We start from the raw sequence: 25,715 nt of genomic DNA on the forward strand, positions 1-25,715 counted from the left end.
GGTGTCAGGCCAGCAGGGCCGCCACCGCCAGCGCGGGCTCCGGGTGCTCGGCCAGCAGCGCGCGGGCCTCCCGGTGCTCGGCCCCGGCGGCCGCGGGCGCCCGCCATTCGCCCTCGCAGCCCAGTAGCGCCGCCACGGCGTCGCAGGCCGCCGGATGCCCCAGGAGCAGCTCGGCCACCGGCCCCGACGCCAGCGGCGCGGAGGCCGCCGTGGGCGGTGCGGGCCGCGCCGACCACGGCGGCGTCCAGGCGTCCACGGCGGCCAGGCTGCCGGGGAAGGTCCGCCCGGCCTCGCGGACGAGCGCCGGCATCAGCTCACCCGCCTGATCCCGCAACGTGGTGATCAGCCGGGGCAACCACGGCAGCAACACGTTGTCCGGCAGCCGCCCGAATGCCTTGGAGATCACCTCGACCACGAACCCCGACAGCGCCGGCACCGGCTCGATGGCCTGCACGAACCCCATGATGTACTGCGGGAACGACGGCACCACCAGCGGATTGGCCAGCAGCTCGTCGCACCGCCTGCGCAGCTCTGCCTGGGTCAGCAGCCCGAGCTGGGTCCGCGCGGCCCACAACACCGCCACCTTGGCCGGCGCCTCGGGATGCGACTGCTGCACGGCCAGCTCCAGCTGCGCCCGGTCGCAGCCGAGCGCCAGCGCCAGGCTCTCCATCGAGAACAGGAACCCCAGCATGGCGGCCACCTGCCGCACCCCGGTGTCGTCGTCCACGAAGGCCGTGGGCAACAGGGTGCAGTAATGCGCGTAGCCGGCGGTGGCGAACTCCTCGCACCAGGCCGGCAGCTCCGGCTCGTTGGCCCGGTAGTAGGCCATCAGCCGCCGGATCCTGCGCAGCACCTCGGGCGCGTCGTCCACGCTCCGCTCGCTCGCCAGCAGCTCCACGGCCCGCGCCCCGAGCTCGTCGGCGAAGCGCTTGCTGCCCAGGTAGAGCATGGCGTCCTCGACCGCGGCGAGCGCGTCGGCCGCGGTCGCCTTGGGGTCCCAGACCTTGCGCCGCAGCCGCTGCTCCATCACCTGCTCGATGGTGACGCCCTCGTAGCCGAGCTCGATGATGGAGCGCTGGTGCTTGCCGAAGGACAGGTCCCAGCTCTCCTGGATCGACCGCTCCCCCAGCCTCCGCTCCCCCATGATGGGCCGCACCGCGTCGTGCGGCAGCAGGTAGCGCAGCATCCACAGCAGGTCGGAGCAGGGCACCAGCTCGGGCTCGGCGTTGAGGTCGAGCAGGGCCCGCTGGATCGTCCGTTTCGTCAGGTCCAGGCCGAGCGGTTCGAGCCGGTCGTAGACGTTCCTGGCCAGCGGCGGCAGGGCGTCGTAGCCGACCTCGCCGACGCGGTCGCCGCCGAGCAGGATCTCGCACAGCCGGCGCACGTCCCTGCGGCCCGGCACGACGTCCTTCTCGATGCAGGTGACGGCCGCGTCCTGGAAGTCGTACGGGGTGGGCCTGGCCCGGTTACGGATGCCGGCGAGCAGGATCGACGTCTCGAACACGGCGATCGCGTCGGCGGTGCTGGCCAGGTAGCCGTTGCGGCGGGCCAGCCGGACGATGTCGACGCACCAGCCGAGCAGCTCGGACTGGTCCAGCTCGTCGAGCGCGGGCGGCCGCGACAGGAACCCGGTCAGCTTGTCGGCCGCCACGATCGCCGGCTTGGGCGGGGGCAGCTTGGCGGAACGCTTGCGCGTGCCCTTCTGCCCGGCCAGTTGGAACGGGGTCAGGCCGCTGCGGGTCACCGCCTTGGCCCACGTCGCCGCCGCGATCGACACCGAGCCCGAAGCCAGGCCGAACTGGGCCTCGATGGCCGAGTGGCTGGACGGGATGAGGCCGTAGAGCCACTTGGTGTTCGTGCGCGGGGTGATCTCGAAGGGTGCGGTGGAGCGCAGGCCGAACTGCTCGACGTGGCTGGCGGCGTGGAAGGCGCCGCACACGTACAGGCAGTCGGCCGGGTCGGCGCCGGATGCGGCCAGGTGCTCGCGCATCCTGGTCCACATGTAGCGCTCGCGGTCCTCATCCACGCTCAGCCGGTGCCCGTCGGGGTTGAGGCGGCGGAACAGGCTGCCGATCAGCACCATCACCTGGCGGTAGGTGTCGTAGTCCGCGCCGGACAGCGGCTGCTCGACATACTGGTCCCACCATTCCGACCAGTGCCGCACCTTGCCGTGGTGCAGCAGGTGCTCCTCCAGCTCGGCGAAGCGGGGGCGCAGGTCGCCGATCTCGACGCCGACCGCGTCGCCGTGCAGGCCGGCTTCCTCCTCCTTGGGGGACTTCTGCGCCTCCTCCTTGGGCGCCCACTGGAAGACGTGGTCGGTCGAGCGGTCCACCAGGACCAGCTCCACGCCCGGCGTCTCGAGCGCGTACGAGATGGCCTGGTATTCGGCCGACGCCTCCGTGATGGGCGCCACCACGCTGAGCGGCGCCCACGCCTTCGGGAAGCCGTCGAGGTCGGTCGCGAACGCCTGCACCGCCACCGGCAGCCGGCAGTTGCGCAGCTCGGTCAGCAGCGGCCGCAGGTCCTCGCACAACTCCAGGTAGATGACCTTCGGCTGCTTCTCACGCAGCCGCCGCACCATCGCCAGGGCCGAGGCCGGCGAGTGGTGGCAGACCGGGAAGATCTCCAGCTCCTCGCGCAACGCCCGATCGACGTCGTTCACCATCCCCGACAGGATGCCGGACACCGTGTCGCCGCCGAACTCCCGCGCCGCCTGAGCGAGCTGCTCCCGCAGCGGGTCGAACGTGCTCATGACAGAGTGGCGATCGCCTCGCGGCCGCCCTCGAGGAACTCCTGCCACGGCCCGCCGCCGTTCTTACTGCGGGGCTCGACGACGCCGTGCCAGTACTTGTTCAGGATCGCCAGGTCCTCGGGGCTGCGCCGGGCCAGCGACCCGACCAGCGAGCCGGCGAGGGTCTGCGCGCGCAGCACGCGGTCGCCGAAGAAGTGGCTGTGCAGGATCGCGTCCTCGAGCACGCCGATCTGCTCGGCCGTGGACAGCGCCGACTCCAGCTTCTCGTCGTCGCTGGTGGCCGAGGCGGCGGCGGAGCGCAGGTCGGCGAAGCTCTGCAGCAGGATGTCCAGCAGCGTAGGCGGCAGGTCCAGCTCGATCTGGTGCCGGCGCAGCAGCTCTTCGGTACGGAAGCGGACGATCTCCGCCTCGCTCTTCTTGTTCGTCACCACCGGGATGCGGACGAAGTTGAAGCGGCGCTTGAGCGCCGACGACAGGTCGTTGACGCCCCGGTCGCGGCTGTTGGCGGTGGCGATGATGGAGAAGCCGGGCTGGGCGAAGACGATGTTGTCGTCGTCGAGCTCGGGGATGGAGACGTATTTCTCGGACAGGATCGAGATCAGCGCGTCCTGCACGTCGCTGGTCGAGCGGGTCAGCTCCTCGAAGCGGCCGATCACGCCGCCCTCCATCGCCGTCATGATCGGCGAGGGGATCATCGAGTCGCGGGACTGACCCTTGGCGATGACCATGGACACGTTCCACGAGTATTTGATGTGGTCCTCGGTGGTGCCGGCGGTGCCCTGCACCACGAGCGTGGAGTTGCGGCAGATGGCCGCGGACAGCAGCTCGGCCAGCCAGCTCTTGCCGGTGCCCGGGTCGCCGATCAGCAGCAGGCCCCTGTCGGAGGCCAGGGTCACGATGGCGCGCTCGACGAAGCTGCGGTCGCCGAACCACTTCTGCGGGATCTGTCTGTCGAGCCCGTCGGAGCGCTCGGAGCCGAGGATGAACAGCCGGATCATGCGAGGGCTCAGCCGCCACGTGAAGGGCTTGGGGCCGTCGTCGATCGACTCCAGCCAGTCGAGCTCCTCCGCGTACTTCACCTCTGCGGGGGCGCGCAGCATATCGTCACTCATGCGAGGTTTCTCCTAGGTGAGGAAGTTTTTGAGCTCGAAGACGAGCTTGCGGATGTGGCCCGAGATCACCGGGGTGCCCAGGTCCTTGAGTTTCTGGCGGTACCACGAGTCGACGCTCTGGTAGCCGGAGCTGTTGACCGAGCCGACGGGGATGAACTTCACGCCCGAGCGGTGCACGGCCTCGAAGTCGTTGATCAGCGACCTGTTGTCGTAGAAGTCGGAGATCCACACCATCACGGTGTTACGGGGATCGGAGATCTTCGGCCTGGCCAGCGCCATCGCCGCCGTGCCGTCGGTGCCGCCGCCGAGCGTGGTGCGCAGCAGCACTTCGAACGGGTCGTGCACCCACGGGGTCAGGTCGAGCGCCCGGGTGTCGTACGCGATCAGGTGCACGTCCACCTTGGGCAGGCCCGCGAAGATCGACGCCAGGATGGTGCAGTTGACCATCGCGTCCACCATCGACCCCGACTGGTCGACGACGACGATGAGCCGGGCCGGGGTGGTGCGCCGGGCGGTCTGCTTGTAGTAGAGCCGGTCCACGTAGAGCCGCTGGTCCTCGGGGCTCCAGTTGGTGAGGTTTTTCCAGATGGTGCGCTCGATGTCGAGGTTGCGGAAGACCCGCTTCGGCGGCACCGACCGGTCGATGACGCCCACGCTGGTCTTCTCCACCTGGGTACGCAGGACCTCGGCGACCTCGTCCACGAACTTGCGGATCAGCGCCTTGGCGTTGGCCAGCGCGACGCCCGACAGGTTGTGCTTGTCGTGCAGGAGCTGCTCGATGAGCGACATGCTGGGCGTCAGCTGCCTGGCCAGCGCCGGGTCGGCGAGCACTTCGCGCAGGTGCATGCGTTTGACCAGGTCGCCCTCGATGTTGGCGAGGACCGCGGCCACCTCTTCGTCGCCCGGGCTGTGCCGCAGCCCGCCCGGCTCGCAGCCCATGCCCTTCTCGAACCAGGCCGCGTCCTGCTTCCAGCGCTCCAGCTGGGCCGCGGTGACGTTGCCTCCGCCCGTCGAGAAGACGTTGAGCAGCAGCTTGGAGACCAGAGCGGCGCGGCGCACCTCGTCGCCCGCCTCGTGCTCCTTCTCCACCATCAGGTCCTGCAGCTCGACGCCCAGCTCGGGGAAGCGCTGCACGAGGGTGTCGACCGAGACGCCCGGGTCGAGCAAGGCGGGCGGCAGTCCGAGATCGTCGACGATGGCGACGCTGGCGGTCTCCAGTGCGGCCTGCTCGTCGGGGACGAACAGCCGCGACAGCAGCCGCCAGTAGAGCACCTGCCGCCGTGTCATGCCGGCGCTCTGCCCGGCGTCGGCTTCGTAGGCGGCTTCGTAGGCGGCTTCGTTGTCGGCTTCGTTGTCGGCTTCGTAGGCGGTTTCGTTGTCTGTGAGGTCGCTCATTTGCGCAGCAGCCGCCCTGCCCGCTCGCGCAGCACGGCGACCGCGTCGCCGGACTTCGCCTCAGCCTTGACCACCTTGGGGTCGGTGGGGCCCATCGCCCAGTCGCCGGTGTGCACGGCGACGGGCTTCTTCTTGACCGTGGCCTGCACCGCGAGCGGCTGCAGCAGCCACCGCCCGCCGTCCCAGCGCAGCAGCCCGATGCACGCGGAGGACGCCGCCACCAGCTCGGGTGTGAGCGGCGTGGACGACGGTAACCGGTCCAGGTCGAGCGTGATCGTGTTGCCTCCGCCAAGCTCCAGCGTCTCTCCCTTGACCGTGTAGCCCTCGATCAGCACGGGCTCGGCGATGCGCACGGGATGCCGGTCGAGCGGCGGGACCGGCGCGGCGACGGCCGCGCCGAGCTGGACGCGGGCGGTCGCGAACGGGTCGGCCTCCTCGCCCGGGCGGGCCCGGTCGTCGTGCCACACCAGGTCGCCGCCGGCCAGCAGGGGCAGGTCTGTGATCTCCAGACTGCGGTGCTCGGCCAGCGCGCCCAGCAGCACCGGGTGGCCGCCCATCAGCCGCCACACGGCCGGGCCGACGATCGTGTCGACCTTCGCCGCCGCCACGCTCGTGCGTACGAGCCTGGCCGGCACGCCTCCGGCCGGCTCGAGGATGGCGTGGACCTGGACGCGTACGACCGTGGCGTGCTCGTGCACGTCGGCGCCCAGGATGAGCAGCCGCCCCGACACCTGCTCGGCGCCACCGTTCCAGGAGCCGGACTGCGACAGCAGCAGGGCACGCATCCACAGGTCGGCCCATCTGCGCGCGGGCACCCGCTCCATCGTGCTCACCGGGCACGAGGCCCGCAGCTCCCCCGCCAAGCCGTCGAGCAGCACCGCCAGCCCGCGCAGCTCCGGCACGGCGAGCAGCGCCTCGATCGCCTGGTCCGACGAGGAGACGACGTCGTGGTCGACACCACGCCAGCCGACGATGGCCAGCTCGCGCAGCCACACCCGGCATCCGGCGAGCAGATTGTCCTGGTGGCCGCCGGTCGCGGGAGCCGCCTCCCAGGAGGCCCGCGTCCGTCCGAGCGCCGCATCGAGGCGGCCGAGCAGGGCATCGTGCACCGCCCCCGTCAACGCGGCCCGCCCACCAGCCAGCGCCGCCAGACGCTCGTCGCCGATCGACCCCGCGACCACCTTCTCCACGGACTCGCCGATCCGGTCGCCGAGCGGGCTGGCCGCCAGCGCACCCGCCAGCGCGCCGAGCGCCGCGGCCGGCTCCTCCCCGATCCGCGCGAACCCGTGCACGAGCGCGTCGTCGAAGCCCGCCACCAACTCGAGCGCCTCATCGGCTCCTGCCGGCGCGCCGCCGAGCAACTCGCCAAGCTGTACGTCGAGCATCAGCACTCCACCTCCGCGCCCGTGAAACGTGTGCCGGCCATCAGCGCACCGCCCCCATCGCCGGGAACCAATGCAGCTCGGCCAGCGGCTCGGTGCTGTCGGGCACCTCCAGGTAGGCCAGGTGGCGCAGGAACCGGCTGAACACCACGGCCGCCGGCGTGCGCTCGACCAGCCTGTTGAGGCTGCCTATCAGGTCGCCGTCCTCGGCCACCTCGACCCGCAGGTAGCGGGCCACCCGGTCCATTCCGTACTGCAGGACCGCCTCGTCGGCCAGCATGCGTATGTGCTTGCACGCGTAGCCGTGCAGCGCACCGCACGGCCGGTTGTTGTTCGTGCTACAGCTCAGCGCATGGGTGCCGGCGGTGATCGACGAGACGTAGACCCGCTCGATGTCGGATCCGCTCGACACGACGCCCTGGAGACGGCCGTCGGCCAGCTCGACGAACGGCACCTTCGCCAGTTTGCGCGGCTCGACGGGCGCCACCACCCGTACCACGCTGCGTTGCTCCCACGCGGTTCTGTCCGCGTCCACGACCTCAGAACCTCCCGCCCCAGCCGCTCGCAGGGCAGGCGGGAGTGCCCGCGCCTTCGCGAACGGCTGATCAATTGATCCGGGAACCTACCCGACCCCACCGACAGAACGGGGAGAAATGATCAAACCTGCCGGCAGCTCGACGGGACCTGATACGACGGCCGACATCGCTCCCCGCAGCATCACACCTACGAGCAATTGTCGATAATATTGTTGACTATGATGGGTTCGAGCGGTAGGAGGATTCCGTGACCTCAGGGTCCCGGCTGGAGGAGACGCTGACCGACCGCATCAGAGCGGTCATACTCGGCGGTGACTTCGTGCCCAACCAACGCCTGATCGAGGCGGACGTGTGCGAGCAGTTCGGCGCCACCCGGGCCGCCGTACGGGAGACGTTCAAAGAGCTCGCCGGCGAGGGCCTGGTCGAGATCCTCCGGCACAAGGGCGCCCGCGTCCGCGCGATCTCCAAAGCGGAAGCCATCGAGATCACCGAGGTCCGGATGGTGCTGGAGGGCCTGTCGGCCGCCAAGGCCGCCGAGCGGGTCACGCCCGAGCAGGCCGATCGCCTCCGGCAGATCGTCACGGAGATGCGCACCGCCGTGGAGGCGAACAGGCTCGACCGTTATTCGGAGCTCAACGCGGCCCTGCACGCCAAGGTCCGCGAGATCGCCGATCACCGCACGTCGGCGTCGATCATCGAACGCCTGGGGGCGCAGGTGGTGCGGCACCAGTTCCGGCTGGCCCGCCAGGCCGGACGGGCCTCGGTGTCACTGCCGCAGCACGAGCTGATCGTGGCGGCCATCGTGGCGCGAGACCCCGAGGCCGCCCAGACGGCCATGCAGCAGCACCTGCGCAGCGTCGTCAAGGCATTGGAGTCGACCACCGACTGACCACCCGTCCCCCGCTCAGGGAGCATCCCCGATGTCCGGGATTCCGGACCTCGCCACCTGTTCGAGCGTGGCGGCGGTGGCGGCGGTCATCGTGTGGTCCACGCCGAGCTCGGCCAGCATCCGCGTGGCGGCGTGCATCTCGTGCACCCGGCGGACACTGTGCTGCCCGGCGCCGCGCAGCAGACGCATCACGAACTGCTCGTCCGCGTCCGTGACCGTCTCCAGCAGGTGGCCCCAGAACCACTCCCCCAGCCCTGCCGCCTCGGCGGCGCGCCGCGACTCGATCACGAGGGCGCTCAGCCCCTTCACCAGCACACTGCGCAGCAGCTTGCGGGCGGCGGCATCGCCCGGTGAGCCGCCGATCGGTGCCACCTCCATGCCGTGGGCGTTGGCGAAGGCGGCGAACCGGTCCGCGTCACGGCCGCTGGCCAGGATCGGGGTGGCGAGCCCGCGGAGCGGGATGGGCGCCATGATCGCGCCGTCCACCGCCGTCGCGCCCGCCGACTCCACCAGCTCGGCGATCCGCCGTTTGTCCCCTGGGGCGCTGGTGGACAGGTCGGCGTAGACGGCCCCGGGCTTGACGTACGGGCACGACTCGGCGCAGGCGGCCACGCTGTCGGCCCCGGTCGTCACGGCGATCACGAGATCGGCCCCGCGGACGGCATCGGGATTGCTCCCGGCCAACCGCACGCGGCCCGGCGATGAGGCCGCGCCCTCCGGACGCGGCCGCCCCGGCGGCAGAGCCGGACCATTGGGATGCGCGGAACCGGGCGGATAGGCAGGGTCGTAGACGTGCAGACGCACCTGCCGGCCAAGGCCGTCGGCGAGGACGCGCCCGACCTCGCCGTAACCCAGCAGCGCCACCTGGGATCCGTCGTCCATGCGCGCACCCTCCGATCGAATCCGGCCCCTTATCGTTGACAATATTGTCGATGCTCGTCACTGTTGTCGACACGCCTGTGCGCCGAGAGCGGATTGGCCATGAAACTGTTGACGATCGGGGTGCCCGCCCTTGCCGCCGCAAGCGCGACGAGGACTAGGCCACGTGCTCCTTGATGGCGACGCTGGCCAGCGCGAGCAGGAGTTCCAGATCGGGGGCGGCGTCCACGTGGACAACCACCCAGGCCCGGTCCCGGCAGGCCTGCACCTGGTCGCAGTCCAGCAGGTAGGGCTCCAGACGGTCGATCGCCGGGGCGGTCAGACGGACCTGGACCTCGTCGGCGCCGGTCAGCCGCAGGATCTCCGTGCCGCGCACGGCGAACGTCACACCCCGCCGGGTGTCACTGAGCACCAGCGCCGGCCACGAGCGTAACTCGGCCACGGCGCGGGCCACATAGGGTCCCCGCCGTTCAGCTGCCCGTCGCCTGACGGTAATTCCCACATCTCCATGCTGAAGGACGGCGGACCTTCGCGTCACCGACCGTTCCGCAACCGTTATCAACGCTCAGCGGTGCACGATCAGCCAGGTCGCGACGGCGGTCACAGTGTCGGAGCGGTTGCCGATGATGTGCGGCCGGTTGCACGGGAAGGTGATCGAATCGCCCTTGGCCAGGGTGACGATCTCGGTCTCGAACTCGATCGTCAGCTCCCCGGCCGTGACCGTGCCCACCTCGTACCCCTCGTGTTTGAGAAACTGCCCGTGGGCGGTGGAGATCGCGTTCGGCGGGTAGGTCGACTCGAAGAACTCCACGTCCGGCGCCGGCACCGGCGATAACCTGCGGAACGTCACTCCCCCGCTGAGCTCGATCGGCGCGACCTCCCACGCCCGCCGGATGGCCAGACCGGGCACGGCGGGGTCGGGCTTCGGATCCTCCGGCACGTCGAACACCGCCGCCAGCGGCACCCCGATGGCCGAGACGTACGCGATGAGCCGGCTCACCGAGGGCCGCATCGTGCCGCGTTCGATCTGCGACACGGCGCTGGGCGAGATGCCCAGCTCCCGCGCCACGGCGCGGAGCGATTTGCCCGACTCGGTGCGCAGGTCGCGGAGCCGCTGACCGAGTCGCTCGTTGCTGACCGCTTCCAGCCCGGTACGGCTCTCCATGGCCTCCACACCATTTGTCACAAGGGATTTACATACGCGCAATTGACAGCAGCGCGTGCAGTCATAGGTTAACGGCAAGTGTTCAGTGATCACTTAACACTACACCGGAGACCTACCCCCCAAGGATGCCCCAATGTCCGAACCCGCCGCATCGATCACCCAAGCGCCACCCCCCGCCTACGACCCCCGGCTCACCAACGAGGACCTGGCGCCGCTGCGGAAGCAGACCTGGTCGTCGTACAACATCTTCGCCTTCTGGATGTCCGACGTGCACAGCGTCGGCGGCTACGTGACCGCGGGGAGCCTGTTCGCGCTGGGCCTGGCCAGCTGGCAGGTGCTGTTCGCGCTGCTGGCCGGCATCGTCATCGTGCAGATCTTCTGCAATCTGGTGGCCAAGCCGAGCCAGGTCACCGGCGTGCCGTACCCGGTGATCAACCGGGCCGTCTTCGGCGTGCTGGGCGCGAACATCCCCGCCATCGTGCGCGGCTCGATCGCGATCGCCTGGTACGGCGTGCAGACGTACCTGGCCTCGCAGGCGCTCATCATCATCTTCCTCAAGTTCTGGCCGGCCACGGCCGCGCTGAACGAGCCGGCCTTCCTCGGCCTGTCCGTGCTCGGCTACATCTGCTACGCGATCCTGTGGGTCGCCCAGGCGGCGGTCTTCTGGCGCGGCATGGACGCGATCAAGCGGTTCGTGGACTGGGCGGGGCCGGCCGTCTACGTGGTCATGGTGGTGCTGGCCATCTACCTGGTGAGCCAGGCGGGCTGGGAGAACATCAGCCTGGACCTGTCGGGCGAAAGCCTCGGCTTCGCCGAGTCGATCCCGGTCATGCTCAGCGCAATCGCCCTGGTCGTGTCGTATTTCTCCGGGCCGATGCTGAACTTCGGTGATTTCTCGCGGTATGGACGGTCATTCCAGGTCGTCAAGCAGGGCAACCTCCTCGGCCTGCCGGTCAACTTCCTCTTCTTCTCCATCCTCACCGTGATCACGGCGTCGGCCACCGTGCCCGTATTCGGCGAGCTCATCACCGACCCCATCCAAACGGTGCAGCGCATCGACACGCCGTTCGCGATTCTGCTCGGCGGTCTCACCTTCGTGATCGCGACTGTGGGCATCAACATCGTGGCCAACTTCATCTCGCCGGCCTTCGACTTCTCGAACGTCAGCCCGCAGCGCATCAGCTGGCGTACCGGCGGGATGATCGCGGCGGTCGGCTCCGTGCTGCTGACGCCGTGGAACTGGTACAGCAACCCCGACGCCATCCACTACACGCTCGGCCTGCTCGGCGCGCTCATCGGTCCGCTGTTCGGCATCCTGATCGCCGGCTACTACGTGTGCGCACGGCAGCGGGTGTCGGTGGACGAGCTGTTCACGATGGACCAGGCCGGGCGCTACTGGTTCAGCAAGGGCTACAACCCCAACGCGATCTGGGCCACCGTCGCCGCCGGAGTGCCCGCCATCGCCTCCGTGCTCGTCCCGAAGATGCTGCTCGACCTGGGTGTGACGACGGCGGACGCGACGTGGATCGCCGACTACAGCTGGTTCATCGGCTGCGGCCTCGGCTTCGTGGCCCTGGTCGCCCTGGAACGGCTCCGGCCCCGGATCACCGCCGCCGCATGACCCACCTCAAAGTGATCAACCCGAACACCGCCCTGGCCATGACCGCGTCCATCGGTCGCTGCGCCAGGGCGGTGGCGTGCCCGTCGACGGTCGTCACGGCCGTCAGCCCGAGCATGGGGCCGGAGTCCATCGAGAGCCACTACGACGAGGCGCTGGCCGTACCGGGGGTACTGGCCGAGATCGCGGCGGGCGAGCGCGAGGGGGTGGACGGGTACGTCATCGCGTGTTTCGGCGACCCCGGCCTGGACGCGGCCCGCGAGCTGGCCGCCGGCCCGGTCGTCGGCATCGCGGAGGCCGCCATGCACGCCGCCACGCTGCTCGGGCGGGGCTTCAGCGTGGTGACGACGCTGTCCAGGACCGTCGGCCGGGCGTGGGACCTCGCCCACCGCTACGGCTTCGCCGCCGCCTGCCGCGGCGTGCACGCCTGCGACATCCCGGTCCTTGACCTCGAGGACCCGGCCGCGCGTAAGACCGTGACCGAGTTGTGCGTCGCGGCCGTCGAGCGTGACGGGAGCGACGCGGTCGTGCTGGGCTGCGCGGGCATGGCGGATTTCGCGGCCGAGGTGTCGGAGGAGACGGGCGTCCCGGTGATCGACGGGGTGACGGCGGCGACCAAGCTCGTCGAGTCGCTCGTCACGCTCGGCCTGCGGACGGGCAAACGCGGCGAGTACGCCCTGCCCCGGCCGAAGCGTTACTCCGGTTTACTGCGCGACTTCACGATCTGACTGAAATGTATTGACGCCTACGCAGGTAAGGGCTACCGTCGTCTCATAACTAAAAGGAAACTTTCCTAATAGTTTCCTGGCATCCCACTCCCCATTCACCCCCCAACGGATGTCGGAGCATCGATGAGACACAAGATCCTCGCCTGCCTGGCGGCCTTAGCGCTGCCCCTCACCGCCGCGGTCGTCGCCCCGCCTGCCGCCATGGGCTCGGCCACGGTCATGTTCGCCGACTGGGCGCCGTGGACGGCGTACTCGGCGGGCACGCGCGTCACGTACAACGGCGTCGAGTACGAATGCATCCAGTCGCACACCTCCCAGCCCGGCTGGGAGCCGCCTAACGTGCCGGCCCTGTGGAAGCAGACGACCGGCGGCGGAGGCGACACCACGGCGCCGTCGGTGCCCGGCAACCTCCGCTCGACGGGCGTCACCAGCACCAGCGTCACGCTCGCCTGGAACGCCTCCACTGACAACGTCGCCGTCACCGGCTACGAGATCTACCGCGGCGGCACCCTCATCACCACGGTGACAGGAACGACGTACACCAACACCGGCCTGAGCGCCGCCACGGCCTACACCTACACCGTCCGCGCCCGCGACGCCGCCGGCAACCGCTCCGCCGACAGCAACAGCGTCACGGCCACCACCACCGGTGGCGGAGGCGACACGACCGCGCCGACCGTACCGGGCAACCTCCGCTCGACCGGCGTCACCGCCAGCAGCGTCGCCCTGGCCTGGAACGCCTCCACCGACAATGTCGCCGTCACCGGCTACGAGATCTACCGCGGCGGCACCCTCATCACCACGGTGACGGGAACGACGTACACCAACACGGGCCTGAGCGCCGGCACGCCGTACACCTACACCGTCCGCGCCCGCGACGCCGCCGGCAACCGCTCCGCCGAGAGCAACTCCGTCACCGCGACCACGACGGGCGGCGGAGGCGGCGGTAACAAGGTGCTCGGCTACTTCGTGCAGTGGGGCGTCTACCAGCGCGGCTACCACGTCAAGAACATCGACACCAGCGGCTCGGCCGCCAAGCTGACGCACATCAACTACGCCTTCGGCAACGTACAGAACGGCCAGTGCACGATCGGCGACTCCTACGCCGACTACGACCGGTTCTACCAGGCGGGCGAGAGCGTGGACGGCGTCGCCGACACCTGGGACGCCGGCGCGCTGCGCGGCAGCTTCAACCAGCTGCGCAAGCTGAAGAAGAAGTACCCGAACCTGAAGGTGCTGTTCTCCTTCGGCGGCTGGACCTGGTCGGGCGGCTTCACGCAGGCCGCGCAGAACCCGGCCGCCTTCGCCGAGTCCTGCTACCGCCTCGTCGAAGACCCGCGCTGGGCCGACGTCTTCGACGGCATCGACATCGACTGGGAGTACCCGAACGCCTGCGGCCTGACCTGCGACAGCAGCGGCCCGGCCGCGTTCAGAAACCTCATGTCGGCGCTGCGCTCCCGCTTCGGCTCCGGCAATCTGGTCACCGCCGCCATCACCGCCGACGGCACCAACGGCGGCAAGATCGACGCGGCCGACTACGCGGGTGCCGCCCAGTACGTCGACTGGTACAACGTCATGACCTACGACTACTTCGGCGCCTGGGCGGCGCAGGGCCCGACGGCCCCGCACTCGCCGCTCACCTCCTACTCCGGCATCCCGATCGCCGGGTTCTACTCCGACAACGCGATCCAGAAGCTCAAGAGCAAGGGCGTGCCGGCGAGCAAGCTGCTGCTCGGCATCGGCTTCTACGGCCGCGGCTGGACCGGAGTCACCCAGGCCGCGCCCGGCGGCACGGCCTCGGGAGCGGCGCCGGGCACGTACGAGCAGGGCATCGAGGACTACAAGGTCCTCAAGACCCGCTGCCCGGCCACCGGCACGGTCGGGGGCACCGCGTACGGGTACTGCGGTGGTCAGTGGTGGAGCTACGACACCCCGGCCACCATCGGCGGCAAGATGAGCTACTCGAAGAACCAGGGCCTCGGCGGCGCGTTCTTCTGGGAGCTCAGCGGTGACACCACCAACGCCGAACTGCTCACGGCCATGAGGAATGGCCTGGGCTGACCTTCATCACGAAAAGGGCCGACTCCACGACGAGTCGGCCCTTTTCCAGTTGTCAACGCCCCAATTCGCTCACCTGCTCCGGTGTCAGGGACACCGTCGATGCGGCGAGGTTCTCCTCCAGGTGGGCGACCGACGAAGTGCCGGGGATCGTGAGCATCACCGGGGAGTGGGCCAGCAGCCAGGTCAGGCTGACCTGGGCGGGCGTGGCCCCGACGACCTTGGCGACATGCTCCACGGGACCGCCCGGCGCCGCCAGCGCGCCCTTGGCGATGGGGCTGTAAGCGATGAACCCGATCCCCTGCTCCTCACAGTGCCGCAGCACGTCTTCGGAGAACCGGTTGGTGAGGTTGTAGCGGTTCTGCACAGTGACGATCTCAACAATGCGCCGCGCCTGTTCCAGCTCCTCGACGCTCACCTCCGACAGACCGACATTGGCGATCTTGCCTTCGTCCCGGAGCGCTTTGAGCTCACCGACCTGCTCCTCCAGCGGCACCAGCGGGTCGATGCGGTGCAACTGGAGCAGGTCGATCCGGTCCACCCCGAGCCGGCGCAGACTCATCTCGACCTCCTGCCGCAGGTACGCGGGCCGGCCCACGGCATGCCACTCGCCCGGCCCGGTCCGGACGAACCCGGCCTTGGTGGCAACGAGCAACTCCTCCGGGTACGGATGCAGCGCCTCCCGGATGAGCTCCTCGTTGACGTAGGGCCCGTAGGAGTCGGCGGTGTCGATGAAGTCCACACCCAGCTCGACAACCCGGCGCAGCACCCGGATGGCCTCGCCGTGGTCACGAGGCGGCCCCCAGACTCCGGGCCCGGTGAGGCTCATGGCGCCGAAGCCGAGCCGGTGCACGGTTTTGCCGCCAATGGTGAACGTGCCAGTGGACTGGAGCTCTATGGACATACGGGGACACTCCATCTGAACGTCGATGGCTACTTTCTCACCGCCATCGTGTCACTTGCGCTGGTGGCCGAACCTGACCGGCTTCGGACCGCGGAGCCGGACCTCCGGGTCGGTCATCGCCTGGGGCCGGGCCGGGAGCTCGACGGCCGGCTCGATCACCGGCTCGGTCCCTTCGGCCTCCGCGATCCTGCGGACGAGCCGCTCCCGAAGCTCGGCCGCCACCCCGGTGTGTGACGGGAGCCCCGCCCGGTTGACGAGCTCGTGCGGGTCGTTCTCCAGGTCGTACAGGGCCTGCTCGCGGTAGCGATCGGCGGATGGGTCGTCCCACGGGTGGGCGTGTTCGGCGACCGCGTAGTACTTCCAGCGGGACGTACGGATGCCACGCCCCACCTCCGACTCGCTGACCTGGAAGAAGACCTCGTCAGGCCAGGAAGCCCGAGGGTCGCGGACCAGCGGCAGGAACGACCGTCCCTGCATCTCAGCAGGTACGGGCAGTCCGGCGGCCTCCAGCAGCGTCGGCGGCAGGTCGAGCGTGCTGACCGGCCGCGAGATCGCGCCCCCTCCGTCGAAGCCGGGCCCGCGTAGCGCCAGCGGCACGCGCAGCGAGGCGTCGTGGCAGGAGCGTTTGTACTCGCCGTTGCGGGTCTTGAAGTGGTTGCCGTGGTCGGAGGTGTACGCCACGATCGTGTCGTCCAGCAGGTCCATGCTGCGCAGCGCGTCCAGCAGCCGCCCGAGCCCCTCGTCCAGGCGTTTGACCTGCCCCAGGTAACCGCCCATGTGCTGGTGTGCGGTGCCGCCGAGCGCGGCCAGGTCTGGCGGCATCCAGGTGCCCTGATAGCGCTCCTCGTAGCCGTCGGGCGCCGGGTAGTTGTCCACCTCGTTCTGGTGGTGCGGCTCCAGGAACGACACGAACAGGTAGAACGGCTCGTCGTGGTGGTCGGCGACGAACCTGATGGCCGCGTCCACGAGCGCGTCGGAGCGATAGCCGGGCAGCATGACGGGGTCGTTCGCCTCGTCGAACACGACCGTGCGGTAGGCGTCGGAGGTGTGCTCCAGCGCGTTCGCCGCGAGCCACGACTGGTAGCCGCCCCGCTGGTCCGCCGGCACGGGCTCGCTGCCGGCCAGGTGCCACTTGCCGATGTAGCCGGTGGCGTAGCCGGCCCCGCCGAAGTGGTGCGCCAGGGTGCGCTCCTCAGGAGGCAGGACGCGGCCGTTGCGGTGGACGCCGGTCGTGGTCGGGTAGCGGCCCGTCTGCAGGGCGGCGCGGGCGGGCGCGCACACCGGCTGAGGGGTGAGCGCGACCGTGGCCTGGGTGCCGTGCCTGGCCATCCTGTCGAGGTTGGGGGTGAGCGGGCCGACGGTGTCCCACCGCTGCTGGTCGGTGAAGACGACGATCACGTTCGGACGCAAGAAAACGACTCCTAACTAACTAACGAAGGCCGGTCAGCGCGATGCCACGCACGAAGTATCGCTGGGTGAAGAGGAACAGCACGGCCGTGGGGACGAAAAGAATCACCGAGCCGGCCGCCGTCAGGTGCCACAGCGTGAAGTACTCCTGGTTGAACAGGGTGAGCCCGACCGGGATGGTGCGCATCTCGGGCGTCGTGGTGGCGACCAGCGGCCAGAGGAACTCGTTCCACTGGAAGACGAAGGTGAACAACCCGAGCACGGCCAGGGCGGGCCGCGTCTGCGGCAGGATGACGCTCCGGTAGATGCGCAGCTCCGAGGCGCCGTCGATGCGGGCCGCGCTGATCAGGTCGTCGGGGATGGGCTGGATGAACTGCCGCATGAGGAAGATCCCGAACGCGTCCATGAGGAACGGCGTGATCAGCCCCTGGTACGTGTTCAGCCATCCCATGTTGGCCATCAGCACGTACAGCGGGATCATCCGCACGAAGAACGGCACCATCAGCGTGGCCAGCAGCGCCACGAACAGGGTGTTGCGCAGCGGGAAGCGGAACTTGGCGAACACGTACCCGACGAGCGGGTCGAACACCAGGTGGGCGAGGGTGATGGCGCCCGCCACGACGAGGCTGTTGACGACGAAGTTGCCGAACGGCGCGCGGGTGAACAACTCCGCGTAGTTGCCCCATTGGGGCGAGTCCGGCACCAGCACCGCGTCCGCCGACAGCGTCTCGGTCTCGGTCTGCAGCGACAGCGAGAGCATGTAGAGCAGCGGCACGATCGTGATGACGGAGGCCAGCACGAGCAGGGTGTAGAGCAGGGCTTTGCGCATCAGTAGGTGACCTCCCCGCGCCGCCCGGCACGCAGCTGCACCAGCGTGAACGCGACGATCACGATCAGCAGCAGCACCGACTGCGCCGAGGAGTAGCCGAAGTCCCTGGCGCGGAAGGCAACGTTGAAGATGTGGAAGACGGACAGGTCCGTGGCGTCGCCGGGTCCGCCGTTGGTGATGATGTACGCCTGCCCGAACGCCTGCAGCCCCGAGATCACCGCCATCACCGACACGAACAACGTCGTCGGCGCCAGCAGCGGCAGCGTGATCCGCCAGAAGCGATGCCAGGCGTCCGCCCCGTCGATCTTGGCGGCCTCGTGGTAGGTCTCGGGGATGCCCTGCAGCCCGGCCAGGAACAACACCATGGTGTAGCCGACGTTCTGCCACAACGTGACGGCGGCGATCGTGAGCAGCGGCGCGGTGTTGAGCCACTGCTGCTCGGGCAGCCCGGCCGCGCCCAGCATCCGGTTGAGCACGCCCAGCTCGGGGTCCAGGATGTTGCGCCACAGCAGCCCGACGATCGCCACCGACGTCAGGTACGGCACCAGCAGCAGCACCCGGAAGACCACCCGCCCCTTGAGCGGCTGGTCCAGAGCGAGGGCCAGGGCCAGCCCGAGCACGATCGACCCGATCACCACCAGCACCGAGAACGCCACCGTGATCAGGAACGAGTGCCGCACCGCAGGGTCGGCCAGCGCCTGGGTGTAGTTGCCGAGCCCGGTCCACTGGTCGGCCTGCGGACCGGTGCGGAAGCTGGTGGCCACCACGTTCCCGATCGGCAGGTAGAAGAAGGCCGCGAAGAACAGGATCGCCGGGAGGAGGAACAGGTAGGCGGTCCTGGCGTAGCGGCCCGCCAGGGTGCGGGGTCTCACTTGAGGAAGCCCTCCGCGCTCTGGGCGAATGTGGCCAGGACCTCGGCGGCCGGCTTGTTCTGGATGAGCACCTGCTGGTACATGACCTTGAGCTGCTCCTCCCACTTGCCCAGCTGCCCGGTGAGCCGCACCTTCTGGCCGTTGTCCTTGGCGGTGGGCAGCGCGTCGGCGAAGACCTTGATGACCTCGTTCGACTGCACTTCGGGGAGTTCCGTCCAGGAGACGCGCGGCATGAGCATGCCGGTCTCCTTGGTCGCGGCCTGCTCGACCTCGATGGCGGTGATGCGCTTGATGAAGTCCCACGACAGCTCGGGCCGGGTGGCCTTGGCCGGCACGAACATGCTGACGCCGGCCGCCTGGGTGGCCTGGACCTTGTTCTTCAGCGGCGGAGCGACGCCCAGCTCGATGTCGGGACTGGTCTTCCTGATGGGGTCGAGGTCCCACGGGCCGGTGAGGATCATCGCGGCGCGCTTGGCTGAGAACAACTTCTGCGGTCCCGAGTAGTCCGTGCTCGACACCGGGACGGGCGCCACCTTGTGCTTGTGGACGAGGTCGGCCTGGAACTGCAGGGCGGCGACCGCGTCCTCCATCGGCGTCATGACCTTGCCGGTCTGCGGGTCGTAGGGGGTGACGCCGGCCTGGTTCAGCCATGGCCACACGTAGGTGTAGTCCTGGTTGAGCGCGACGCCGTACACGCCGTCCTTGGTCAGCTTCTGGGCGGCGGCCAGGAACTCCTCCCAGGTGGTGGGCACCTCCACCCCGGCGTCCCGCAGCATGGCCTTGTTGTACAGGAGCGTGTTGCAGGTGAAGTGCAGCTGCACCCCGTACACCTTGCCCTGGTACGAGTTGCGCTCGACCGTCACCGGCTGCCAGTCGGACGGGAAGCCCATCGCCTGGCCGTCGCGGTCCACGAAGTCCTGCAGCGAGCGGGCGTTGCCGGAGATGGCGAACTCCTGCACCCACCCGCCGGGCTCCTCCACCAGGTCCGGCACGGTCCCCGAGGCGAAGTCGGCCAGCAGCCTGGTGCGCAGGTCCGGCCACTGGTATTTCTGCAGGTTGACCTTGACCTTGTTGGCCTGCTCGAACTCGGCGATCACCTTGCGGTAGGCCTGGTAGTCGTGGCCGGCGTTCCAGTAGACGGTGAACGTGCCGGGCGCGGCGGTGTTCTGCGCGGTCGGCGCGCCCGCGCAGGACGACAGGACGGGCACGGCGGCGGCCGCCCCGGCCAGGCGGAGCATGTCACGGCGGGAGAGAGTGGGGGACATCTCGTGTTTCCCTTCTAGGAAGAGCCCCGCCGCAGGAAGGTCCAGGAGCGGACGATCTCGCGGGCGGGCGGAGCCTCCTCGGCCTGGAGGCGGTCGAACAGCAGTCGCACGACGTCGGTGTAGTCGTGCCTGAGCGGGCCGACGGTGCTGAGCTGCGGATTGGTGATGAGACCCTCGTCGATGTTGCCGGCGCCGACGATCGCGACGTCGCCGGGCACGCTCAGCCCGGCGTCCCGCGCTGCCGAGATCGCGCTGATCGCGGCGCGGTCGGAGGCCGCGAAGATCGCGTCGGGGCGGTCGGGAGAGCGCAGGAGCTCGGTCGCGGTCTGGTACGCCGCCACGCGGTCGTCCGCGCCCGAGGTGATGATGCGCTCCGTCACACCGTGCCGGTCGAGCGCCGTGGTGTAGCCGAGCAGCCTGCCGACCGGCCGGTCCCGGTAGAGCTCGTGGCGGTGCGCCAGGTACGCGATGCGCCGCCTGCCCTGCGCCAGCAGATGCTCGACGGCCTCCACACAGGCCTCCGTCTCCGGCGTGCGGACGACGTCGCAACCCTCGAGACCGCTCTCGTTGCTCAGCACCACCATCGGCAGGCCGGTGGCGGCGAGCCCGCTGAGCAGGTCGTGCGTGAGGTGGTCGCCGACCACGTTGATCAGCGCGCCGTCGGCGATCCCGCCGCGCAGCACGTCGATCGCCGCGTTCGCCCGGGCCTCGGAGTAGACGGCCAGGGTGATCACGGAGTAGCCGCGGGCGTCGGCCATCTCGTGCAGGTCCCTGGCCAGCCGCTCGTCGGAGGGCACGCCGCCGATGGAGCTGAGCACCAGGCAGACCCGCTGGGTGCGGCGCTTGCGCAGGCTCCTCGCGGCCTGGTTGGGGGTGTAGCCGAGTTGCCTGGCGGCGTCCAGCACCCGCTGCCTCGTCTCGGCGGCTACGGGGCGGTCCCGGCCGCTGAGCACGTAGGAGACGGTCGCGACGGACACGTTCGCGAGCTCGGCCACTTGTCGTGCTGTAGGTCTCATGCTAGTCGAATAACATAGCATTCCCGACAGGGATACAAGGTAATTCTCTTCTCTTCATCTCGTGGGAGTGGTCAGGGCGGCTCGAGAGCGGGCCGCTCGGCACCGCTGTGCTGTTAAACGATTAACATCGCTGGTCACCACGACCGTACTCCTTCCCCTCACTACGGATCAACCCGTCATTTGAGGATCAGCACGAGCGCTCGCAGACGTTCTTCGTCATCGCTGAATGCTCCGAACGCGTTTGACCTCGATCTTTAACAGACCGAAAAAATCATGTCTTGACCAGGCATGCGGATCATGTCACGCTGCGAGCGAAATGATCTAGTTCCCACAACTGCCACGAAGGGCCAGGGGACGAATGGGGCATTTATCCACCCTCAGAACGGTTTCGAATTCCTTTGTCCGTCTCGAGGTCGACGACGCGGAAGCCGCCTCGCTGACCCCATGGACCGGCCACGTCCGCTACACCCCGAAGTACGGCGGCCGGACGACGACCGCCGAAAGCTGGGGCCTCGAACTGGCCCCCAAGTCCTCCCTCGCGGCAGGCGTCAACTCCGTCCGCGGGCGGGAACGTGAGCGCTTCTCGCTGAACGGCGGCGAGGTCGTCGTCTACGACTGTGAGGACCCGGCCGACGCCCGATGGGCCGCGTGGCTGGGCCCGTGGCACATGGCGCACGGGCTCTTCTACGCCCCCGAATGGGAATCGTCCGACATCGTCGACACCTTCAGCCGTGTGACGTGGGTCGACACCCCCGAAGGGCTCACGGCCGACGGCGGCTCGCGCTTCGACGTCTCCATGGAGTTCTACGCGACGTGGATCGCGGGCGTCGGCACCATGATGGTCGAATCCAAGCAGGCCGGAATCAGCCGGATCCCCAACTGGCGGGGGTACGGCGCGGCCTCGGGCGAGCTGTGGCGGATGCCCGCGCCCCCCACGGGCGATGAGACGCCGTTCCTCCTGGTCACCGAGTCCGCCATCGCCACCCTCTACCCCTGGGACGCCCCGAGCGCCGGCCAGGCGAGCGTGTCGGCTCGCGCCGCGGCAGGCAGTGCGGAGACCGCCGCTGGCTTCCTGAGCAAGGTCAAGCGCGTCGAGTGGCAGGCATGACGTGGAGCCGTTGACGGCGGCCGTCATCATCCTGTCCATTCTCGTCATCCTCCTCTTCGCGGCCGGCGCCGGGCTTTATCGGCGGGTCCGTGAACTGGAACTGGCCACCTACAGCGGCGTCGGTGCGCGCCTGACCACCGGCCCCGACACGCCGGCGAACGGACTGGCCGTTCCCGGCGGCACCACCATGGTCATCAAAGTCAATCGTCGCTGCCCCATCTGCGACGATGTCCTGCTCGCGGCTGCCAAGCTGGCGACCGGCCTCCCTCCGGACCTGTCGTTCGCGGTGTTGTCCGACGATCCAGGGTTCGACAAACCCCTGCCCGACTCCATCAGGGTGATCAAGGATCCGGCGACCTGGCGAGCGGCCGGCGTGCCGTACACCCCGGCGCTGCTCGTCGTGGACGAGAACGGCGTCGTGGGCTTCACCTCCCCGGTGGGATCCGGAGAGGCGCTCGTGGAGATAGTCGAGCGTGCGGTAGCGAACAGAAAGGAAAAGCAGCTGTGAAGGCCGAAAAGCAGATCTCCATCCTCGATCAGATTCCCAACGCCCACGAGATGCCCGAGCAGGCGTTACCCACCCTCGTGGGCGCCAAGCGGGAAGGGTGGAGCAGGCGGCGCATCCTGGGCCTGGCCACCGGAGCCGCAGTGGCGACCGGGCTGGGCGTCCTCGACCTCCTCCCATGGTCGAAGCCGCGCGCCGCGACGGCCGCCGCCTACACCGCGTGGAGTACCTGCCACGGCTACGTGAACGCCAGCACCGTCTGCACGCCCTCGACCGCGTTGTACTCCGGCAACTGCTCCGGCTCGTGGCACCGCAACGACGGCGGGTCCGGCACCTGCTACAACTTCCGCTACACCCACTACGCCACGACCTGCGACGGCCACAACGCGTGGAAGTGGACCGGCGGCAGCACCACCAGCACCCGCCGCAAGTGCTCCGACGGCTGGTACGAGTACAACGACTGCGGCGGCGGCCGGGTCTCCCGCTTCTCCATCTGCCGTACGGCGATCTGACCGCGCTCGATGAGCGATTCCACGACCACATCCGCCCGCCTCTTGGTGCCCGGCATGGCACTGATCGTGGCGGCGGAGGCACTGGTGCTGTCCCTGAGACTCGCGGGCGCGGACACCAGGGGCTTCACCTGGCTGGTGGCGGCCCTCGTCGCCGGCTTCTCCCTCTCCGGCTCCGTTTGAAGCCTGAACAGCGCCTGGGTGCTGTCCTCGTCGGTCCGGCGGGGTGCTGATATCGCCGGCTTCATCGCCGGGTTGTTCGCAGGAGCGGGCGCCGTCACGTTCGTGCTGGTGCTCGTCGGATCTGTGCTTCGAGCGCCGTTCCCGACGGTGGTTCTGCAGATCCTCGTCGCCGCGGCGGCGGTAGTTTTCCTGCTTCGTGAGCTGGATGTGCTCTCCTTCCCGTTGCTCCAGAACGCGCGGCTGGTGCCGCAGTTCGTCCCCAGGATTCCCTTCTGGGGCGCCGTGCAGTTCGGCGCCGAGATGGGCACGGGAATGCGCACGTACTCACCGACGGGGCTGCCGCACATCCTGGCGATCTCGATCCTGTTCCTGGCGTCCTGGGAGGAAGCACTCCTCGCGGGCGCCGGCTTCGCGGCGGCGCGGGCGTTGATGCTCCTGACGTTCGCCGCGGCACGGGACAAGATGGAGGCGGACACGGCGTTCTACTTCACCCTGCCGAGGCTGAAGGTGCTGTTCGTCGTTCTCGCACTGCCCGTGGTGACGATGCTGGTGATCGGATGATCGTCATGGTCACCCGCTACGGGCTGGGCATCCTCCTGGCGCTGGCCGTCCTCGGGAAGGCACGTCACTTCGCCGCCTTCCAGACCAGCCTGGCGCCCTTCGGGCTCCACGGGCGGATCGCCCAGGTGGGCGCCTTCACGGTGGTGACCGTGGAGGCGCTCGCCGCGCTGACCGTCTTCGCTCCCGTCGGCGACGTGGTCGTGGGCGTGATCGCCACCATTCTGGGCGCGTCCTTCACGGCCGCGCAGACGTATCTCCTGACCGTGGGCGATCAGGCGCACTGCCTGTGTTTCGGCCGCCGGGAACGCGCGTCGATGCGCACGTGGGCCCGGGCGGCACTCGTCCTGCTGATGGGATTGACGTTGTGGAGCGTCGCGGCCTGAGAGCCACTCAACCTTTTACCGCGGTCGTTGAGTGTTGTAGATGAGGCGTCCCCGACGGAGGGCTGGGCCGGTGACAGATGACGGCTTTCGCGAGTTCGTGGCCACGCGTGGTCTGGCACTGTCGCGCATGGCCTACTTGGTCACGGGAGACCACGCCCTGGCCGAAGACCTGGTGCAGGAGACCCTGGTCAAGGTCGCGGCACGCTGGCGGAAGCTGACGAAGGAAGGCGACCCGGAGCCCTACGTCCGCAAAGTCCTGATCAATCAGCTGCGGACGTGGCGGCGCCCCCGCAGGCTGGCGTTCGTCCCGACCGCGGACCTCCCCGAGCCGTCGCCGTCCACGGACGAGTCCGCGCAGACGGAGCTGAAGATCGCGCTCTTGCGGGCGCTGAGCGTGCTCGGGCGCAAGCAGCGGATCGTGCTCTACCTCAGATTCTACGAGGACCTCACGGAGCGCGCGGTCGCCGCCGAGCTGGGCTGCTCCATCGGTACGGTCAAACGCCACACCCATGACGCGCTCAAACGCCTGCGTCAGGTGGCTCCGCAACTACTCGAGATGGAGGTGCGCTCGTGAAACCGCCCCTCGATACCGCCTATGACGAACTCGACCAGGACGTACGCGACTACGCCGACGCCGGCAAGGCGCTTGCCACGCTGCGCGCCCGCAGAATCCGCAGGGCGGTGATCGCCGGATCGGCCGCCCTCGTGGTGGTCGCCGCCGGAGTCGCCGTCCAGCAGCGCCAGCCCGCCCCTCCGGACGCCGCGGCGACAGTGGCGCCCCCGACGCAAGTCGTGGAGCCACCCGCCGAGGCGCCGCCGCTCCCCGCCACCGGCACCGTCGGGCAGGGCGCCATGGTGTACACGGCCTGTCAGGGGCAGTGCCCCACCTTCCTGCTGCTCACCGACGGCCGGCAGTATCTGCTGGGCGAGCGGACCGTCAATCCGCCGGGCAACATCACGCTCTCCCCTGACGGGCGCTGGCTCGGCCGGCCCGTCAACGGCGGCTACGAAGTCAGGGACCTCCTGGCCGGCGCGATGCACACACTCCAGCCCCCGGCCGGTGGCGACGCGGACAGCGCCTACAGCCCGTGGGCGTGGTCGGCCGACTCGCAGCGGCTGCTCGTCGGCTACCACGCCAGCGGAAACGTCGGCAAGTACGTGACGCTGGAGCTCCCGAGCGGCCGCACCAGCGAACTCCAAGCACCTTCTGGGCACGAGCCGGTCGGCCTGCTGCCCTCGGGTGACGTGCTTCTCCTCGATGAGGAGAAGCACGACAAGCTGCCACTCGAGCGCGTGACACTCGAGCATTCCAGCCGCCCTGTGACCCTGACGTCCGGAGCGGGTGTTCTCGCCGACACGGACCACGGGTTGTCGATCCAGGTACACGGCGAGCGGGTCTTCACGCTGGAGTACTCCGGCGACCAGATCACGGTCCTGGAGTTCGACCTCACGGGCAAGCCGGTGGCCCGCCTGCCGCTGCCGGCCGGCCAGTTCCCAGTTGGACCGGTAGACGGCGGCTTCGCCGTCATCCAGGTCCCCCAGGACCAGGCCAAGGAACGGCAGAAGCTGGAGTCCATCACCCCCTCAGGACGCCGGTTGTTGTTCGAGGTCCCCGGCCAGGCCGCCGTCGTCCTGCCAGGAGGAGCGCGGCACTAGCTC

At 69.2% G+C, this 25,715-nt stretch carries 26 protein-coding genes; 12 read left to right on the forward strand and 14 right to left on the reverse strand.

The genetic code is table 11. The features are described from left to right. Positions 1-4: 4 nt before the first annotated feature. The 5 genes from Q9G87_RS34260 to Q9G87_RS34280 are packed head-to-tail and all read right to left on the reverse strand — an operon-like array spanning position 5 to position 7,176. Positions 5-2,752: a DUF5682 family protein gene (locus Q9G87_RS34260; RefSeq protein WP_305920697.1), complete on the reverse strand. Its 2,748-nt coding sequence runs from the start codon at positions 2,750-2,752 to the stop codon at positions 5-7. Next, positions 2,749-3,864, reverse strand: coding sequence for an ATP-binding protein (locus Q9G87_RS34265; protein ID WP_305920698.1), 1,116 nt, complete (start codon positions 3,862-3,864; stop codon positions 2,749-2,751). The genes Q9G87_RS34260 and Q9G87_RS34265 overlap by 4 nt, the downstream gene beginning before the upstream one ends. Positions 3,865-3,876: 12 nt before the next feature. Beyond that, complete coding sequence (locus Q9G87_RS34270) at positions 3,877-5,259, reverse strand: VWA domain-containing protein (protein WP_305920699.1); 1,383 nt, start codon at positions 5,257-5,259, stop codon at positions 3,877-3,879. Continuing rightward, positions 5,256-6,644: a hypothetical protein gene (locus Q9G87_RS34275; RefSeq protein ID WP_305920700.1), complete on the reverse strand. Its 1,389-nt coding sequence runs from the start codon at positions 6,642-6,644 to the stop codon at positions 5,256-5,258. Before Q9G87_RS34275 ends, Q9G87_RS34270 begins: the two co-directional genes overlap by 4 nt. A gap of 40 nt (positions 6,645-6,684) precedes the next feature. Further along, a complete protein-coding gene (locus Q9G87_RS34280) occupies positions 6,685-7,176 on the reverse strand; it encodes a hypothetical protein (protein WP_305920701.1) in 492 nt (163 codons plus the stop codon). 248 nt (positions 7,177-7,424) lie between these two features. On the opposite strand from Q9G87_RS34280, the gene Q9G87_RS34285 reads away from it, so the two are divergent. Beyond that, entirely contained in the window at positions 7,425-8,066 is a 642-nt protein-coding gene (locus Q9G87_RS34285) for a GntR family transcriptional regulator (RefSeq protein ID WP_305920702.1), read from the forward strand. A 15-nt stretch (positions 8,067-8,081) separates the two neighbouring features. Here the strand turns inward: Q9G87_RS34285 and Q9G87_RS34290 are convergent, their stop codons facing one another. From Q9G87_RS34290 to Q9G87_RS34300, 3 genes are all read right to left on the reverse strand, one after another. Next, a complete protein-coding gene (locus Q9G87_RS34290; RefSeq protein ID WP_305920703.1) occupies positions 8,082-8,948 on the reverse strand; it encodes an NAD(P)-dependent oxidoreductase in 867 nt (288 codons plus the stop codon). Between the two features lie 154 nt (positions 8,949-9,102). Beyond that, positions 9,103-9,399 (reverse strand): luciferase domain-containing protein, encoded by a 297-nt coding sequence (locus Q9G87_RS34295; RefSeq protein ID WP_305920704.1) that lies wholly within the window; start codon positions 9,397-9,399, stop codon positions 9,103-9,105. Positions 9,400-9,510: 111 nt separating this feature from the next. After that, positions 9,511-10,110: a helix-turn-helix domain-containing protein gene (locus Q9G87_RS34300; protein WP_305920705.1), complete on the reverse strand. Its 600-nt coding sequence runs from the start codon at positions 10,108-10,110 to the stop codon at positions 9,511-9,513. A gap of 133 nt (positions 10,111-10,243) precedes the next feature. On the opposite strand from Q9G87_RS34300, the gene Q9G87_RS34305 reads away from it, so the two are divergent. From Q9G87_RS34305 to Q9G87_RS34315, 3 genes are all read left to right on the forward strand, one after another. Further along, complete coding sequence (locus Q9G87_RS34305) at positions 10,244-11,731, forward strand: NCS1 family nucleobase:cation symporter-1 (protein WP_305920706.1); 1,488 nt, start codon at positions 10,244-10,246, stop codon at positions 11,729-11,731. Further along, positions 11,728-12,456, forward strand: coding sequence for an aspartate/glutamate racemase family protein (locus Q9G87_RS34310; protein WP_305920707.1), 729 nt, complete (start codon positions 11,728-11,730; stop codon positions 12,454-12,456). The genes Q9G87_RS34305 and Q9G87_RS34310 overlap by 4 nt, the downstream gene beginning before the upstream one ends. Before the next feature lie 123 nt (positions 12,457-12,579). Next, positions 12,580-14,517 carry a glycosyl hydrolase family 18 protein gene (locus Q9G87_RS34315; protein WP_305920708.1) on the forward strand — a complete coding sequence of 646 codons (1,938 nt, stop codon included), beginning with the start codon at positions 12,580-12,582 and terminating at the stop codon, positions 14,515-14,517. Positions 14,518-14,569: 52 nt separating this feature from the next. Here the strand turns inward: Q9G87_RS34315 and Q9G87_RS34320 are convergent, their stop codons facing one another. Genes Q9G87_RS34320 through Q9G87_RS34345 form a run of 6 tightly spaced genes read right to left on the reverse strand, consistent with a single transcriptional unit; the run spans position 14,570 to position 20,786 of the window. Then, complete coding sequence (locus tag Q9G87_RS34320; RefSeq protein ID WP_305920709.1) at positions 14,570-15,418, reverse strand: aldo/keto reductase; 849 nt, start codon at positions 15,416-15,418, stop codon at positions 14,570-14,572. Between the two features lie 51 nt (positions 15,419-15,469). Beyond that, positions 15,470-16,828 (reverse strand): sulfatase-like hydrolase/transferase, encoded by a 1,359-nt coding sequence (locus Q9G87_RS34325; RefSeq protein ID WP_305920710.1) that lies wholly within the window; start codon positions 16,826-16,828, stop codon positions 15,470-15,472. A 19-nt stretch (positions 16,829-16,847) separates the two neighbouring features. After that, entirely contained in the window at positions 16,848-17,654 is an 807-nt protein-coding gene (locus Q9G87_RS34330) for a carbohydrate ABC transporter permease (RefSeq protein ID WP_305920711.1), read from the reverse strand. Next, positions 17,654-18,526: a carbohydrate ABC transporter permease gene (locus tag Q9G87_RS34335; protein ID WP_305920712.1), complete on the reverse strand. Its 873-nt coding sequence runs from the start codon at positions 18,524-18,526 to the stop codon at positions 17,654-17,656. Before Q9G87_RS34335 ends, Q9G87_RS34330 begins: the two co-directional genes overlap by 1 nt. Further along, entirely contained in the window at positions 18,523-19,791 is a 1,269-nt protein-coding gene (locus Q9G87_RS34340) for a sugar ABC transporter substrate-binding protein (RefSeq protein WP_305920713.1), read from the reverse strand. Before Q9G87_RS34340 ends, Q9G87_RS34335 begins: the two co-directional genes overlap by 4 nt. A 14-nt stretch (positions 19,792-19,805) precedes the next feature. Further along, complete coding sequence (locus tag Q9G87_RS34345; RefSeq protein ID WP_305920714.1) at positions 19,806-20,786, reverse strand: LacI family DNA-binding transcriptional regulator; 981 nt, start codon at positions 20,784-20,786, stop codon at positions 19,806-19,808. A gap of 379 nt (positions 20,787-21,165) precedes the next feature. Here Q9G87_RS34345 and Q9G87_RS34350 point away from each other — a divergent pair, with 379 nt between their 5' ends. The 8 genes from Q9G87_RS34350 (at position 21,166) to Q9G87_RS34385 (ending at position 25,712) form a co-directional block, all read left to right on the forward strand. Continuing rightward, complete coding sequence (locus Q9G87_RS34350; RefSeq protein ID WP_305920715.1) at positions 21,166-21,915, forward strand: hypothetical protein; 750 nt, start codon at positions 21,166-21,168, stop codon at positions 21,913-21,915. 1 nt (position 21,916) lies between these two features. Continuing rightward, positions 21,917-22,423: a hypothetical protein gene (locus tag Q9G87_RS34355; RefSeq protein WP_305920716.1), complete on the forward strand. Its 507-nt coding sequence runs from the start codon at positions 21,917-21,919 to the stop codon at positions 22,421-22,423. Further along, positions 22,420-22,932 (forward strand): hypothetical protein, encoded by a 513-nt coding sequence (locus Q9G87_RS34360; protein ID WP_305920717.1) that lies wholly within the window; start codon positions 22,420-22,422, stop codon positions 22,930-22,932. The genes Q9G87_RS34355 and Q9G87_RS34360 overlap by 4 nt, the downstream gene beginning before the upstream one ends. A 54-nt stretch (positions 22,933-22,986) precedes the next feature. Further along, a complete protein-coding gene (locus tag Q9G87_RS34365; protein ID WP_305920718.1) occupies positions 22,987-23,112 on the forward strand; it encodes a hypothetical protein in 126 nt (41 codons plus the stop codon). Positions 23,113-23,130: 18 nt separating this feature from the next. Continuing rightward, positions 23,131-23,673 carry a hypothetical protein gene (locus Q9G87_RS34370; protein WP_305920719.1) on the forward strand — a complete coding sequence of 181 codons (543 nt, stop codon included), beginning with the start codon at positions 23,131-23,133 and terminating at the stop codon, positions 23,671-23,673. Beyond that, positions 23,670-24,056, forward strand: a complete 387-nt coding sequence (locus Q9G87_RS34375; protein ID WP_305920720.1) for a MauE/DoxX family redox-associated membrane protein — start codon at positions 23,670-23,672, stop codon at positions 24,054-24,056. The genes Q9G87_RS34370 and Q9G87_RS34375 overlap by 4 nt, the downstream gene beginning before the upstream one ends. 70 nt (positions 24,057-24,126) lie before the next feature. After that, positions 24,127-24,630, forward strand: a complete 504-nt coding sequence (locus Q9G87_RS34380; RefSeq protein ID WP_305920721.1) for a SigE family RNA polymerase sigma factor — start codon at positions 24,127-24,129, stop codon at positions 24,628-24,630. Then, on the forward strand, positions 24,627-25,712 hold the full coding sequence (locus tag Q9G87_RS34385) for a hypothetical protein (protein ID WP_305920722.1): 1,086 nt from the start codon (positions 24,627-24,629) through the stop codon (positions 25,710-25,712). The genes Q9G87_RS34380 and Q9G87_RS34385 overlap by 4 nt, the downstream gene beginning before the upstream one ends. Positions 25,713-25,715: the final 3 nt, after the last annotated feature.

It is taken from the genome of Nonomuraea turcica (assembly GCF_030718205.1).
Lineage (GTDB): Bacteria > Actinomycetota > Actinomycetes > Streptosporangiales > Streptosporangiaceae > Nonomuraea.

Bases quoted from the DNA above. Each gene is read 5' to 3' on its own strand.
- Q9G87_RS34260 (WP_305920697.1), bottom strand. From the start codon at position 2,752: ATGAGCACGTTCGACCCGCTGCGGGAGCAGCTCGCTCAGGCGGCGCGG.
- Q9G87_RS34265 (WP_305920698.1), bottom strand. From the start codon at position 3,864: ATGAGTGACGATATGCTGCGCGCCCCCGCAGAGGTGAAGTACGCGGAG.
- Q9G87_RS34270 (WP_305920699.1), bottom strand. From the start codon at position 5,259: ATGAGCGACCTCACAGACAACGAAACCGCCTACGAAGCCGACAACGAA.
- Q9G87_RS34275 (WP_305920700.1), bottom strand. From the start codon at position 6,644: ATGCTCGACGTACAGCTTGGCGAGTTGCTCGGCGGCGCGCCGGCAGGA.
- Q9G87_RS34290 (WP_305920703.1), bottom strand. From the start codon at position 8,948: ATGGACGACGGATCCCAGGTGGCGCTGCTGGGTTACGGCGAGGTCGGG.
- Q9G87_RS34300 (WP_305920705.1), bottom strand. From the start codon at position 10,110: ATGGAGAGCCGTACCGGGCTGGAAGCGGTCAGCAACGAGCGACTCGGT.
- Q9G87_RS34305 (WP_305920706.1), top strand. From the start codon at position 10,244: ATGTCCGAACCCGCCGCATCGATCACCCAAGCGCCACCCCCCGCCTAC.
- Q9G87_RS34310 (WP_305920707.1), top strand. From the start codon at position 11,728: ATGACCCACCTCAAAGTGATCAACCCGAACACCGCCCTGGCCATGACC.
- Q9G87_RS34315 (WP_305920708.1), top strand. From the start codon at position 12,580: ATGAGACACAAGATCCTCGCCTGCCTGGCGGCCTTAGCGCTGCCCCTC.
- Q9G87_RS34320 (WP_305920709.1), bottom strand. From the start codon at position 15,418: ATGTCCATAGAGCTCCAGTCCACTGGCACGTTCACCATTGGCGGCAAA.
- Q9G87_RS34330 (WP_305920711.1), bottom strand. From the start codon at position 17,654: ATGCGCAAAGCCCTGCTCTACACCCTGCTCGTGCTGGCCTCCGTCATC.
- Q9G87_RS34340 (WP_305920713.1), bottom strand. From the start codon at position 19,791: ATGTCCCCCACTCTCTCCCGCCGTGACATGCTCCGCCTGGCCGGGGCG.
- Q9G87_RS34350 (WP_305920715.1), top strand. From the start codon at position 21,166: ATGGGGCATTTATCCACCCTCAGAACGGTTTCGAATTCCTTTGTCCGT.
- Q9G87_RS34365 (WP_305920718.1), top strand. From the start codon at position 22,987: ATGGCACTGATCGTGGCGGCGGAGGCACTGGTGCTGTCCCTGAGACTC.
- Q9G87_RS34375 (WP_305920720.1), top strand. From the start codon at position 23,670: ATGATCGTCATGGTCACCCGCTACGGGCTGGGCATCCTCCTGGCGCTG.